Source organism: Curtobacterium sp. Leaf183 (genome assembly GCF_001424385.1).
In the GTDB taxonomy this organism is placed as follows: domain Bacteria; phylum Actinomycetota; class Actinomycetes; order Actinomycetales; family Microbacteriaceae; genus Curtobacterium.
Genome location: NZ_LMPO01000012.1, coordinates 204,425 through 217,591, shown reverse-complemented (window position 1 = coordinate 217,591; position 13,167 = coordinate 204,425). Strand labels below are relative to the sequence as shown.

At 71.7% G+C, this 13,167-nt stretch carries 14 protein-coding genes; 7 read left to right on the top strand and 7 right to left on the bottom strand.

The annotated features are described in order from the left end of the window. The first annotated feature begins 252 nt into the window (after positions 1-252). Positions 253-792 carry a sigma-70 family RNA polymerase sigma factor gene (locus ASG04_RS16915; RefSeq protein ID WP_056126685.1) on the top strand — a complete coding sequence of 180 codons (540 nt, stop codon included), beginning with the start codon at positions 253-255 and terminating at the stop codon, positions 790-792. Positions 793-849: 57 nt separating this feature from the next. Here the strand turns inward: ASG04_RS16915 and ASG04_RS16910 are convergent, their stop codons facing one another. Both ASG04_RS16910 and ASG04_RS16905 read right to left on the bottom strand, forming a co-directional pair. After that, positions 850-1,959, bottom strand: a complete 1,110-nt coding sequence (locus ASG04_RS16910) for a Gfo/Idh/MocA family protein (protein WP_056126683.1) — start codon at positions 1,957-1,959, stop codon at positions 850-852. Continuing rightward, positions 1,956-2,756, bottom strand: a complete 801-nt coding sequence (locus ASG04_RS16905; RefSeq protein ID WP_181437120.1) for a sugar phosphate isomerase/epimerase family protein — start codon at positions 2,754-2,756, stop codon at positions 1,956-1,958. The genes ASG04_RS16910 and ASG04_RS16905 overlap by 4 nt, the downstream gene beginning before the upstream one ends. A gap of 216 nt (positions 2,757-2,972) precedes the next feature. Between ASG04_RS16905 and ASG04_RS16900 the strand changes: the two genes are divergently transcribed. From ASG04_RS16900 to ASG04_RS16885, 4 genes are all read left to right on the top strand, one after another. After that, entirely contained in the window at positions 2,973-4,274 is a 1,302-nt protein-coding gene (locus tag ASG04_RS16900) for an MFS transporter (RefSeq protein WP_056126681.1), read from the top strand. 234 nt (positions 4,275-4,508) lie between these two features. Then, positions 4,509-5,828, top strand: a complete 1,320-nt coding sequence (locus ASG04_RS16895; protein WP_235515583.1) for a carboxylesterase family protein — start codon at positions 4,509-4,511, stop codon at positions 5,826-5,828. Between the two features lie 141 nt (positions 5,829-5,969). Beyond that, positions 5,970-6,575 carry a hypothetical protein gene (locus tag ASG04_RS16890; protein WP_056126677.1) on the top strand — a complete coding sequence of 202 codons (606 nt, stop codon included), beginning with the start codon at positions 5,970-5,972 and terminating at the stop codon, positions 6,573-6,575. Positions 6,576-6,693: 118 nt separating this feature from the next. Continuing rightward, positions 6,694-7,134 carry an NUDIX hydrolase gene (locus ASG04_RS16885; RefSeq protein ID WP_056126675.1) on the top strand — a complete coding sequence of 147 codons (441 nt, stop codon included), beginning with the start codon at positions 6,694-6,696 and terminating at the stop codon, positions 7,132-7,134. Between the two features lie 10 nt (positions 7,135-7,144). On the opposite strand, the gene ASG04_RS16880 is transcribed toward ASG04_RS16885, so the two are convergent. After that, complete coding sequence (locus ASG04_RS16880) at positions 7,145-7,516, bottom strand: VOC family protein (protein ID WP_056126673.1); 372 nt, start codon at positions 7,514-7,516, stop codon at positions 7,145-7,147. Positions 7,517-7,550: 34 nt separating this feature from the next. Between ASG04_RS16880 and ASG04_RS16875 the strand changes: the two genes are divergently transcribed. Together ASG04_RS16875 and ASG04_RS16870 are read left to right on the top strand one after the other, a co-directional pair. Next, positions 7,551-8,189 (top strand): nucleoside/nucleotide kinase family protein, encoded by a 639-nt coding sequence (locus tag ASG04_RS16875; protein WP_235515582.1) that lies wholly within the window; start codon positions 7,551-7,553, stop codon positions 8,187-8,189. 22 nt (positions 8,190-8,211) lie between these two features. After that, entirely contained in the window at positions 8,212-9,045 is an 834-nt protein-coding gene (locus ASG04_RS16870; protein WP_056126669.1) for an SDR family oxidoreductase, read from the top strand. 102 nt (positions 9,046-9,147) lie between these two features. Here ASG04_RS16870 and ASG04_RS16865 read toward each other — a convergent pair whose 3' ends face one another. The 4 genes from ASG04_RS16865 to ASG04_RS16850 form a co-directional block, all read right to left on the bottom strand. Beyond that, positions 9,148-10,407 carry a CynX/NimT family MFS transporter gene (locus tag ASG04_RS16865; protein ID WP_056126667.1) on the bottom strand — a complete coding sequence of 420 codons (1,260 nt, stop codon included), beginning with the start codon at positions 10,405-10,407 and terminating at the stop codon, positions 9,148-9,150. Beyond that, positions 10,404-11,105 carry an HAD hydrolase-like protein gene (locus ASG04_RS16860; protein ID WP_056126664.1) on the bottom strand — a complete coding sequence of 234 codons (702 nt, stop codon included), beginning with the start codon at positions 11,103-11,105 and terminating at the stop codon, positions 10,404-10,406. The genes ASG04_RS16865 and ASG04_RS16860 overlap by 4 nt, the downstream gene beginning before the upstream one ends. An 80-nt stretch (positions 11,106-11,185) precedes the next feature. After that, positions 11,186-11,881: an endonuclease NucS gene (nucS, locus tag ASG04_RS16855; RefSeq protein ID WP_056126662.1), complete on the bottom strand. Its 696-nt coding sequence runs from the start codon at positions 11,879-11,881 to the stop codon at positions 11,186-11,188. A 9-nt stretch (positions 11,882-11,890) separates the two neighbouring features. Then, positions 11,891-13,141 (bottom strand): MFS transporter, encoded by a 1,251-nt coding sequence (locus ASG04_RS16850; RefSeq protein ID WP_056126660.1) that lies wholly within the window; start codon positions 13,139-13,141, stop codon positions 11,891-11,893. Positions 13,142-13,167 lie beyond the last annotated feature (26 nt).

Sequence of the window (13,167 nt, the reverse complement as noted above, 5' to 3'; positions counted from 1 at the left end):
CGCCGCGAAGCTGCTCAACAGCACCTTCAAGACCGACGCCGTCAAGGGCGGCCTCCTCGTCGGTACCGCCACCATCACCGCGCAGATCAAGTAACACCCCCCGCGCCACGAGCGCACAGCACCACGACGAACACCCCTGCGACGCACCGTCGCGGGGGTGTTCGTCGTCGTGCGAGGTCACACCCCGCACTGGGGTGTACCGATCTGTCCGCCACGGCCTAGTGTGAGCGCTCCACCGGCAGGGAGACGCTCATGCACCACACGCACTCCGATGACCAGCTCGCCTCGATCGCGTTCACCACGGCCTACCGCCAGCACAGCGTCGGTCTCCGGCGATTCGTCGGGGCGATCATCCTCGACCGGTACATGGCGGAGGACGTCGTCCACGAGACGTACCTCGAGCTCTGGCGCCACCCGGAGCGCTTCGACCCCACCCGCGCCGACCTGCAGTCGTGGTTGCGCACGATCGCGCACCGGCGTGCGGTCGACCGGATCCGGAGCACCCAGAGCGCCCGTGACCGTGACGTGCGCGTCGGCACCCGCGACCACCACGACGTCGACCGCTCCAGCGACCAGTGGGACGCCGTCTTCGGTCGACCCGAGCTCCGTGCGGCGCTCGCGACCCTGACCACGAAGCAGCGCGATGCCGTCATCCTCCGTTACCTGGGGGAGCACAGCACGCCTGAGGTGGCGGAACACCTCGGGATCAGCGTCGGGACCGCGAAGACCCGCGTCCGTGACGGTCTGCTGGCCCTCCGCGTCCAGCTGCAGGAGCCGTCGTCCGTGGCGTGACGGACACGACGACGGCCGGCCCCCGCAGGGGGACCGGCCGTCGTGTCGTCGAGCGGTCTACGCCCCGGCGGTCAGGACCGCGGCTGCGGGGTCGAAGTCCTCGGGGAGCGGCGGGATGGCGTCCACGGTCGACGCGATCTCCACGGCACTGCCGTTCGCAGCGGCGTCGCGGATGCCGAGCAGCACGTCCAGCACGTGCAGCGCGGTCGCACCCGAAGCGCGCTCCGGACGGTCCTCGGCGATCGCGCGGGCGAGCTCGACCACCCCGGTGCCGCGGCCCCAGGTCGAGCCGACGGCGGTGATCGTCTCGGGCTCGTCCTGGCCGTAGCGCCAGAGGGTCGAATCGCCCTCGAACGTGTTCGGGTCCGGCAGTGAGATCGTCCCGAGCGTGCCGTTGATCTCGACGAAGCCCATCCGGGGCAGCGCGTGCTGGAACGAGAACGTCGACTGGGCGGACTGCCCGCCGGCGAACTCGATGAGTGCCGCGTGGTGCGTCGGGACCTCGACCGGGAACGTCTCGCCCGCGCGGTCGCCGGACGCGATGGTCCGACGCTCGAGTGACTTCGACGACACGGCCTGCACGCGGGTGGCAGCACCGAGGGCGTGCACGAGCGTGGTCACGTAGTACGGGCCCATGTCGAACAGGGGCCCGGCGCCGGTGGCGAACAGGAAGTCCGGGTTCGGGTGCCACGCCTCGGGCCCGGGCACGTGGAACATCGTGGTCGCGGTCAGCGGCTCGCCGATGTCGCCGCGGGCGATGGCGCGCAGTGCTGTCTGGATGCCGGCCCCGAGCACGGTGTCCGGTGCCGTGGCGACACGCAGCCCCTTCGCCTTCGCGGACGCGAGCACCGCGGCCGCGGAGTCGTGGTCGGTGGCGATCGGCTTCTCGCTCCACACGTGCTTGCCCGCGTCGATGATCTGCTGGTCGACCTCGGCGTGCGCGGCCGGGATCGTCAGGTTGATGACGATCTGCACGTCGTCGCGTGCCAGGAGCTCGTCGACCGAGCCGGAGTTCGGCACGCCGTACTCCGCTGCCTGGGCCGCGGCACGGTCGAGCAGCACGTCGGCGACGAAGCGGACCTCGACGTCGGCGAACTGCGTCAGGTTCGTCAGGTACTGCGTGGAGATGTTGCCGGCGCCGATGATGCCGATCCCGACACGGCTCACTTGTCGTTGTCCTTGAGCCAGGCGAGGGACTCGGCGATGCCCTCGAAGACGTCGCCCTTGTACGCGTCGAACTCGACGACGCGGATGGCCTGGGGAGCTGCCGCGAGGATCGATGCCACGTCGACGTCGCCCTGGCCCGCGGGGGTCTGGTTCTCGAAGGCGCGCTGCAGTGCCTCGGGGACGATGAGGGCGCTCTCGGACGAGGGCAGGGCGTCGCGGATGTCGCCGTCGACCTGGCCGTCCTTCACGTGGATGGCGACGACGCGGTCACCGAGGGAGCGGAGCACGGCGGGGGCATCGGCACCGCCGACGGTCGCCCAGAAGGTGTCGAGCTCGAGCACGGTCTCCGGGGCGAGCTGCGCGACGAAGTGCTCGTAGACCGTGCGGCCGTCGACCTTGTTCGTGAACTCCCACTGGTGGTTGTGGTACCCGAACTGCAGGCCACGGGCCGCGGCTTCGGCGGTGAGCTCGTTGACGCGTTCGGCGATCTTCGCGACGTCGTCGGCGGTCTGCCAGCGGTCGGTCGGGATGAACGGGTCGATGACCGTCGTGATGCCGAGACGCTCGGCAGCGTCCCAGATCGGCGCGGTGTCGGTGGCGTCGATGACCGCGACGTGACCGGAGGGTGCCTTCAGGCCGGTCGCGGCGAACGCACGCTCGAGGTCGGCGGCACGTTCGACGAACGCGTACGGCTCGACGTTCTCGTAGCCGATCTCGGCGACACGGGCGATGGCCTTGTCGAGGTCGGCGGCGATCGCGTCGCGCAGTGAGTACAGCTGCACAGAGGTGGTGGGCATTGCTCGAAGCTCCTTCGGTCCTGACTGGGTGTCGCGGTCCGTCGAGGAGCGATGCTCCACGGCGAGATCGATGACGACGCTACACGGAAAACCACCCGCTGTGTAGTTTTCCAGGCGGGGAGTTCAGCGACGGGTGTTGTGGAAGGTCGTTTCCATGTAGGCTCGCGCTCGGCAAAACCGTACACAGTACGGTTTTCATCGACTCAAGGAGGCGTCATGAGCACACCCGAACCCGCGGAGACCCCGACCCTGGTGCACCCCGAAGCGGGCATCACCCAGCCGGTCAGCACGCTGAAGGTGGGGATCGGCTACCAGGTCGCCCTGTTCCTCGGGCAGTTCGGTCTGTTCGTGGCCCTCATGGCGCCGGTGTACGTGAGCATGCAGCTCAAGGCGCAGGCGCTCGTCGGTGACGACGCGGCGAACGTCATCGGCACGGTGCTGCCGATCGGCGCCTTCGGTGCGCTCATCATGAACCCGCTGGCCGGCGCGCTGTCCGACCGCACCCGCACGCGCTGGGGACGTCGTCGTCCGTGGATGCTGACCGGCGTGGTCGTCTTCGCGATCGCGCTGGCGTGGATCGCGTTCGCCCCGGACACGCTCCAGCTGACGCTCGGGTGGCTGCTCGCCCAGCTCGCCGCCAACACGGTGCTCTCGACCCTGACCGCGAGCTTCGCCGACAACGTGCCCGAGTTCCAGCGCGGCAAGTCGTCGAGCATCATCGCCCTCGCGCAGAACCTCGCCGTGCTCGCCGGGACCTACCTGTCCGTGTTCTTCGTCGCGAACCTACCCGTGCTGTTCATCGCGCCGGGCATCCTGGCGATCATCCTGGTGGTCGTCTACGCCGTCGTCGCCCGCGACGAGCTGCCGACGTACACGCTCAAGAAGTTCACGTTCCTCAACCTCATCGCGTCGTTCTGGACGAACCCGATCAAGAACCCGGACTTCGCGTTCGCGTGGTGGTCGCGCTTCCTCATCATCTTCGCGACCTTCATGTTCACGACGTACCGCCTGCTCTACATGCAGGAGCACATCGGGATCGCCGACGCGGGCGAGGCGACCGCGGCCGTGGCGTTCGGCGTGCTGCTGTACACGATCGCGCTCCTGGTCAGCGCGGCGATCTCGGGCTGGCTGTCCGACCGGCTCGGGCGTCGCAAGGTCTTCGTCGCCGGCTCCACCGCCCTGTTCGCGGTCGGCCTGGTCGTCCTGGCCCACGCCGAGACCGTCAACGGCTTCTACGTCGCCGAGGTCGTCATGGGCTTCGCGTACGGCATCTACTCGGCGATCGACACCGCGCTCGTCGTGGACGTGCTGCCGAACGCGGACCGTCCCGGCAAGGACCTCGGTGTGATCAACATCGCGAACGCGCTCCCGCAGTCCCTGGCACCCGCCGCCGCGCTGTTCTTCCTGAAGATCGGCACCGACGGCACGGCCGACAACTACCAGCTGATGTGCTGGGCGGCCGGGGCCGTCGCGATCGTCGGCGCCCTCGTGGTGCTGCCGATCAAGCGGGTGCGCTGACGCGCTGACCCGCGGGCACCCGCTGACGCCCACCCGCCTCGCACCCGCGTCGCACCCGCGGCGCACCCGCGTCCCACCCGCGTCGCACCCCCTCGCGGACATCGCGCCCCGTCTCCTCGGGGCGCGATGTCCGTCACGGGGTGCGGACCCGATCTGACCAGACCGGCCGCACACCGGACTCGCCGCTGTCGACCCACCGGGCTCGCACCGAGCCTCCCGGGCTAGCGTGGGCTGGTGCTCGACGACCTGACCCCGACCTTCGACAGCCCAGCAGGACGGATCCGCGGGGTCCGCGACGGTGCCGTGACCCGGGTGCTCGGTGTGCCGTACGCCCGCGCCGAGCGGTTCCGGCCCCCGCAGCCCGTCCCGGTGTTCGCCGAGGTGTTCCAGGCCGACCGGCCCGCGCCCGTCGCCCCGCAGCCGCGTGCGGACGTGATCGACCAGCTCCTGCACGTCGTCGAGGCCGAGGTCGACGAGCACTGCCAGGCGCTGTCGATCACGCTGCCCGGGGACGCCCGCGCCGACGAACACCTGCCCGTGATGGTCTACGTCCACGGCGGGTCCTACGTGATCGGTGGCGGCGACCTGCCGATCAATGACGCCTACGACCTCGTCAGCGAGCAGCGCGTCATCGTCGTGACGGTGACCTACCGGCTCGGCGTGCTGGGGTTCCTGGGCGACGGTGAGCGCGTGCCGGCGAACCTCGGGCTGCTCGACCTGATCGAGGCCTTCCGCTGGGTGCGCGCCAACATCGCCGCGTTCGGCGGCGACCCGGAGACGGTCACCGCGTTCGGCCAGTCCGCCGGTGCCGACGCGATCGCGCACCTGATGATCAGCGACGGAGCCGAGGGGCTGTTCCGCCGTGCCGTCATCCAGAGCGCTCCGCTCGGCCTGTCCCGTGGCCGTGCGCGGATGAACCGGGCGATGGTCCGCGCCGTCGGTGAGCTGTCCGCGGACACCCCGCTCGACGACCTGCTCGCCCGACAGGCCCGCGGCACCAGGGTCGCCGCGCCGTACGGACTCCGAGGCGGCATGCCGTACGGCACGCAGTACGGACAGGCTCCGCTGCCGGCCGAGCGGGACCTGGCAGACGCCTGGCGCCGGGTCGCGCCGCGGTACGACGTCCTCATCGGTTCCGGCTCGGACGAGGCCGGCATGTACGTGCCAGTGACGCCCGGGCTGCGTCGGGTGGTCCGGAACCGCGTGGCCCGGGCACTCGTGCGCTGGTGGGTCGTGCGGCCGCTCACCGCGGTGATCTACGGGCGCGATGCCCGGGCCTTCGCGGAACGGCACCGACAGGCGGGCGGCACGGCGGTCGTGTACCGGCTGCTGCGCGGCGCCACGGCGTCGCCGACGGGGGCGGTGCACATGAGCGACCTGCCGCTGCTGCTCGGGCGCAGGGAAGCGTGGGCCGGCAGCCGGTTCGTCCCCGAACGGGACTGGCCCGAGGTCGAGCGCCGCGGCCCGCGCGTCCGGGCGATCTGGGCCGAGTTCGCCCGGACCGGGCGGGTGGCCGCCGCCGACGACGAGACGCTGACCTTCGACCGCGGCTGAGGTGACCGCCTGGAGGCCCGGCACCGGTTCTCCGGACCGGCGCCGGGCCTCCAGGCGGTCACGACCCGACCGTCCACCGGTCGCGCGCGATCCCCCGAACGGGCGGTCGCGTGCCCGTCGCTGGCGCAGGAGAATCGACGCATGTCAGCGACCGAGGCCGACCTCCGCGACCGCATCGTGTCGGCGGGGATCTTCGCGTACCGTGCCGCCGACTTCCACGAGGTGGACGCCGATGCCGTCTCCCAGCACGCCGACGTCACCGTCGAGGACTTCCGTCGCGCCTACCCCGTGTGGGAGCTCTTCATCATCGCCGTCATCGACCGCTGGTCCTCCGCGCAGCAGGCGGCCTTCCGCCACATCGCCGAGCAGGAGGGCGCGGTCGCCCTCGTGCGCGCCCGGCTCGAGACGGGCCTGGCCGACCCGGCACTCGTCCGCCTGCGCCTGGCACTGCTGAGCGCGGCATCCAACCCCACGCACGCGGCCGCCGGCTGGTTCCGTCGGCAGTACGCGCTGACCTTCGAGGACCTCACCCTCGCGCTCGTCCGCGACGTCGTCCTCGGCCGGGAGAGCCGTGGCGTCGCCCCGCGCCTGGTCGCCGAGCAGCTGCTGGCACTCTACGAGGGGCTGCAGATGCAGTCGCTCCTGCGGGACGACGTCGACCTGCTGCCCGGCTTCGACCGCGCCGTCGCCCGGATGCGGGTCGGGTGGCGCTCGGCCCTGACGGACGAGGTGACGGCGCTGCGGTAGGCGCCAGTCGCGCGCGGCCGCCCCTCGGCTCGATCGGCGGCCAGCGGAGTCCGACCGACGGACTGGAGGCCCGGCGCGGCATGCCGAGGATGTCTCCCGTTGCTGGGATGGTCACGCCATGGAGTACACCGACTACGACACCCGGCTCGCCGCCTACGGCGTGGCCGTCCGCAACGGGCGCGTCCTGCTCGCGATGCAGCGGTTCCCCGAGGCCGGCACGTGGGCGCTCCCCGGTGGCGGGGTCGAGTACGACGAGAGCGTCGAGCAGGCCGTGGTCCGCGAGTTCATGGAGGAGACCGGGTACGAGGTCGCCGTCGGTCAGCTGCTCGGCGTGCGGCACCTCCTGGTGCCCGCGGAGCGACGCATGCACGAGAACGGCCGACCGATGAAGGCCGTGCAGGTCGTCTTCCGCATGACGGTCACCGGCGGCGAGCTCCGCGACGAGACCGACGGCTCGACCGAGCGCGCCGAGTGGATCCGGATCGCCGACCTGCCGCACCACCGTCACGGGCTGGTCGTGCCGATCGCGCTCGGGTGGGCCGGCGAGCTCACCGCCTGAGGTCCGGCCGTCACTCCGCGATGACGCTGAACACGTTGCCCGACGGGTCGGTGAACCACGCGATGAGCGGTCCGCCCTTCCGGTTCACGCCCTTCTCGTCGGTCATGCCCTCGTAGTGCAGGAACGTCACGCCCCTGCCGGCGAGCTCGTCCACCGCGGCGTCGACGTCCGGCACCGGGAAGTTCAGGACGGTGAACGCGGCGGGCTCGTGCGCCGGGCCCTTCGGGTAGACCAGCACGTGCCGACCGTCGCCGAGCTGCAGCCCGAGCATCCCGTGGTCCTCGGTCACGTCGAGCCCGAGGACGTCCGTGTAGAACGCCTTCGCCTCGGCGGTGTCCCGGACCGAGAACCCGCTGAACGCCTTCGTCGCATCGATGCTCATGCCCGACAGTGAACACCTCTGCGAGGATGACGGTGTGCGCGCGCAGGGAACGGTCGACCAGGCCGTCGACCGCGCGGTCGGACTCGCCGCGTCGGGGCAGCGGACGGTGCTCGGCATCGCCGGCGCGCCGGGAGCGGGCAAGAGCACGCTGGCCCGCCGCGTCGTCGCCGAGGTCGACGCGCGCCTGGGCTCCGGCACCGCCGTGCAGGTGCCGATGGACGGCTTCCACCTGGCGAACAGCGCGCTCGATGCCCTGGGCCGTCACGACCGCAAGGGTGCGATCGACACGTTCGACGCCGACGGCTACGTCGCCCTGGTCCGCCGACTGGTGGACGCGACCGAGCCGGTCGTGTGGGCGCCCGACTTCGACCGCCGCGTCGACGAGCCCGTCGCGGGCAGCATCGCCGTCCCGCGCGACACCCGGCTCGTGGTCTCGGAGGGCAACTACCTGCTCGACGAGGACACACCGTGGTCCGCGCTGCCGGGACTGTTCACCGAGACGTGGTTCTGCGCCGTCGCCGACACCGTCCGCGTCGACCGCCTGGTCGGTCGGCACATGCGGCACGGCCGCGACCACGAGGCCGCCCGCAGCTGGGCGGTGGAGGTCGACGGCGTGAACGCCGCACGGGTCGCACCCACGGTGAGCCGGGCCTCCTGGACGATCCTGACCTGACCACCACCGAGAGGAACCCCGCATGACCATCGCCATCACCGGAGCCACCGGCAACATCGGGGGCGCCGTCGCCCGTGCGCTCGCCGCGGACGGCGTGCCGTTCCGCATGGTCGTGCGGGACGCGTCGCGTGCACCCGAGCTGCCCGGCACCGAGGTCCGGACGGCCACGTTCGCCGACGCCGAGGCGTCGCGCGCGGCGCTCGAGGGCGTCGACGTGCTGCTCATGGTGTCCGGAGCGGAGGCCCAGGACCGCCTCCAGCAGCACCGCACCTTCGTGGGTGCCGCCGCCACTGCCGGGGTCCGGCACGTGGTCTACACGTCGTTCTCCGGCGCGGCCGCTGACGCGACCTTCACCCTCGGGCGCGACCACTGGGCGACGGAGGAGGCGATCCGGGCGACGGGGATGGCGCACACGTTCCTGCGCGACAACTTCTACCTGGACTTCGTCGAGGACCTGGTCGGCGAGGACGGCGTGATCCGGGGACCGGCCGGCGACGGCGCCATGGCCGCGGTCGCCCGTGCCGACGTGGCCCGGGTGGCGACCGCGGTGCTGGCGGACCCGAGCGCGCACCTCGACCGGACGTACGAGCTGACCGGGCCGGTGGCGATCACCCTCGAGCAGGCCGCAGCGACGGTCAGCGCGGAGCGGGGCCGAGCGGTGTCGTACCACCGGGAGACGCTCGACGAGGCCTACGCGTCGCGGGCGCAGTGGGACCCGGAGCCGTGGCAGGCCGACGCCTGGGTCAGCACCTACACGGCGATCGCCGAGGGTGCGCTCGCGCGGGTGTCCGGCGACGTCGAGCGGGTGACGGGTCGTGCGCCGATGACCCTGCAGGACGTGCTGCGCGCGGGCTGACCACGTCCTTGGGAGGTCGAATCGCGCGTTGGTGGTCGGAAGAACCGACCCGGTACGCGCGATTCGACCGACCACGCGCGGAAGCGCTGGCGGGCTGACGCGTCAGGGCACCCGGCGGGCGGCCAGCGTGCCGACGACACCGAGCACGAGCACCGCGACCAGGACGGTCAGCAGCGTGGCCGTCCAGCCGCCGGTGGCGTCGTGCAGGGCACCGGCGACGAGGGGGCCGGCCGACCCGAGCAGGTACCCGCCACCCTGCACGAACGCGGACATCCGGCGGGCGTCGACGTCGTTCGAGACCAGCCGCACGATGATGATGAAGATCACGGTGATGCCGCCGCCCTGTGCCGCACCGCCGAGCACCGACCACAGCAGCCAGAGCTGCGGCGCGAACAGCAGGCCGAGGGGCATCGCGAGCCAGAAGAACGCGACGAGGGACAGGATCGCGCGCGGACGCCAGCGCGACGCCAGCACCGGCACACCCAGGGCCCCGACGACCGCCAGGATCTGGAACACCGACGAGCTCGCCCCGGACGACGCCTTCGAGAACCCGATCTCGTCGTGCAGCAGCGTCGGGATCCAGGCGGTCAGCGCGTAGTACGAGAACGCCTGCCCGCCGAAGGCCAGCGTCAACCCGATCGTCACCCACCGCGCCGGTCGAGCGGCCCGCGCCGTGTCCGTGGCGGTGTGCGTCGTCGTCCGGATCGATCCGGTGTCGAGCACCTGGTCGATGGGACCGGTGACGGGCAGCGGCTCGGCGGGTGACCCACGGCGCGGGCCGAGCCAGGCCGCGCGGGTGCCGACGGCGTACGACCACCCCAGCGCGGCGACGACCGCGAGCACGCCCCAGAGCGCGATCGCGACCGGCCAGCCCCACAGCGCGGCGATCGGTGCGGTCCCGAGCGAGGTGGTCATCGACCCGACGTTGAGCGCCGACGTGTACACGCCGGTGACGATGCCGACGCGCTCGGGGGAGGTGTCCCGCCGGATGACGACCGGGATCACCACGTTCCCGATCGTGATGCCGATGCCGATCACCGCGGTGCCGACCAGCAGCGCCGCAGCGCTCGGCAGCGATCGGACGACGGTGCCGACCAGCACGATCAGCAGTGAGAGCGACACCGCGCGCTCGGGCGTGGCCTTCGCGATCACCCAGCTGGCGAGCGGCGTCGCCAGCGCGAAGCAGAGCACCGGGATCGTCGTCAGCAGTCCGGCGACCGTCGTCGTCAGCCCGAGGTCGAGCCTGATGTCACCGATCACCGGCGCGGGCGCCACGATCGGGCCGCGGAAGTTCAGTGCGACCAGGACGATCGCGACGGGCAGGACCCACCCGGCGCGGCGGAGGGCGGTGGCGCCGCTCACGACCGGACGGCCGCGCTGGCGGCGGCGTCGGGGGCATCCGATCCCGGCAGCAGGATCGGCAGCAGGTCCAGCGGGGTGGCGGCCCGCGCGATGGTGCCCTCGGCCTCGGCGGGGGAGCCGTAGCCCCACTCGGCGAACACCGTCGGCACGCCGTGCACGGCGGCGCCCTCGACGTCGTGCAGCCGGTCCCCGACGAGCACCGGACGCGAGATGTCGAACCCACGGGCATCGAGTCGTCGCAGGGCCTCTTCGACCACGTCGGCCTTCGACGACCGCACCTCGTCGTCACTGGCGCCCGTGATGACGTCGATGTCCCGGGTCAGGCCGTAGTGGTCGAGGATGTACGTCGCCGGGGTCTCGGGCTTGCTCGTCGCCGTCGAGATCGGCAGTCCCGCCCGGTGCAGGGTGCGCAGCACGACGTCGATCCCCGGGAACATCGCCGAGTCGAGTGCGCCGTGGGACAGGTAGTGCTCGCGGTACACCGACAGGGTGCGCTCGGCGAGCTCGTCGTCCATGCCCATCGCGATGTGGAACGTGTCGAGGATGGGCGGCCCCACGAACGACAGCAGCGTCTCGTGGTCCGGGACAGGGACGCCGACCTGCTGGAACGTGTACGTCAGGCTGTCGAGGATGCCCGGCGCCGAGTCGCTGATGGTTCCGTCGAGGTCGAAGAGGATGGCGCTGAACGGGCTTGTCATGACCTGACCACCCTATCCGGGGCGGTGGACGCGTCCCCTCGGGTCCGCAGCCGACGCGACGATGGCGGACGGGCCTCCCGTCAGAACAGGCGGGTGTGCCCGCCCTCGATGCCGCGCATCGCGTCGTAGTCGAGGACCAGGACGCGGATGCCGCGGTCCTCGGCGAGGGTGCGTGCCTGCGGTGCCACGGTCTGCGCCGCGAGCACGCCCTGCACCGGACGCAGCATCGGGTCGCGGTTCATCAGCTCGAGGTACCGCGTCAGCTGCTCGACCGCGTCGATGTTGGCGTTGCGCTTCATCTCGACCGCGACACTGGCGCCGGCATCGTCGCGCGCCAGGATGTCGACCGGGCCGATCGCCGTCATGTACTCGCGCCGGACCAGGGTGTGCCCGTCGCCGAGCAGCTCGATCTGCTCCGACAGCAGCTGTTGCAGGTGGGCCTCGACCCCGTCCTTGACGAGCCCCGGGTCGACGCCGAGGTCGTGGCTGTCATCGGCGATGACCTCGTACAGGCTGACGACGAGCTTGTCCTGCGTCTTCTTCTGCGTGACGGTCCAGACCTGTTCGATGCCGGCCTCGGCCTGTTCGTCGGTCGGCTCGCCGATCTCGATCGAGCAGGGCGGGCTCATCCAGTTCAGCGGCTTGTAGCTGCCGCCGTCCGAGTGGACGAGCAGCGAGCCGTCGGCCTTGAGCATGAGCAGGCGCGTGGCGAGGGGCAGGTGGGCCGACAGGCGACCGGCGTAGTCGACGGAGCAGCGGGCGATGACGAGACGCACCCGGGAAGCCTAACGGCCCTGGAGGCCCCGCTCGGCTCCGTCGGTCCGGGTCGCGTCCGGCGTCGACTCGCGTGCTGCGCCCGATGCCAGACCGGCCGCGATGATGAACACGAACACGATGAGCAGACCGTTGAGCAGTCCGAACTGCTCGCCGACGAAGCCGATGATCGGCGGGCCGGCCAGGAACGCGACGTAGCCGATGGTGGCGACGGCGCTGACCTTGGCGGCTGCGGTGCGGGGGTCGTCGGCGGCGGCGGACATGCCCATCGGGAAGCCGAGGCTGGCCCCGAGCCCCCAGAGCACCACGCCGACGATCGCCAGGGGGACGCTCGGCACGAAGATGAGCATGCCGAGGCCGACCACCGCGACGGCCGCACTGGTCCGGAGCACCGGCACCCGGCCGAACCGGTCGATCAGCGGGCTGCCGGCAACCCGTCCGACGGTCATCGCGGCGAGGAACACGGTCAGGACCGCCGAGCCGCTCGCGTTGTCCAGGCCGTGGCCGTCGATCATCGCCAGGGGCAGCCAGTCGTTCGCCGAGCCTTCGGCCAGGGCCATGCCGAGCACGATCACGCCGATGAGCAGGGTCGACGGCTGCTTCCAGATGGCCCAGCGCGAGACGGGGAGCTGCACGGGGCTGGTGTCCGTCGGCTCGGGCTCGGTGATGCGCTCGTCTCCGAACCAGCGCACGGCGGTGCCGAGCGCCACGCAGGTGACGACACCGATGACGATGAAGTGCAGCGCGACGGGGACCTCGAGCCGCTCGGCGAGCGCGCCGAGGCCCGCGCCGGCGAGCGTCCCGAGGCTGAACGCGGCGTGGAAGAGCGGCATGATCGTGCGGCCGCCGAGTCGCTCGGCCGTGGCGCCGGTGACGTTCATCGACACGTCGCACAGACCGTTGCCGAAGCCGAACGCGATCAGGCAGACCCAGATCGCGGCGAAGCCCCACCCGGAGCTCACGGCGATGCCGGCCATCACCAGACCGAGTGCCAGGCAGACGGCGGCGATCTGCACGCCCCGCTTCGCGCCGAGCCGTCCGACGATGTGCCCCGCGAAGGTCAGGCCGGCGATGGAGCCGACGCTCATGCCGACGACGAGCAGGCCCATCTCGAACGTGCTGGCGTCGAGTTCGTCCCGCACGCTCGGGATGCGGCCGAGCCACGTGGCGATGGCCAGGCCCGACAGGGTGAACACGACGAACACCGCGTTGCGCCAGGCGGTGGTGGTCGGGATCGTCCGGGTGGCTGACGCCGTCGTCATGGTCTCGGTCCTGTCGAATCGATTCG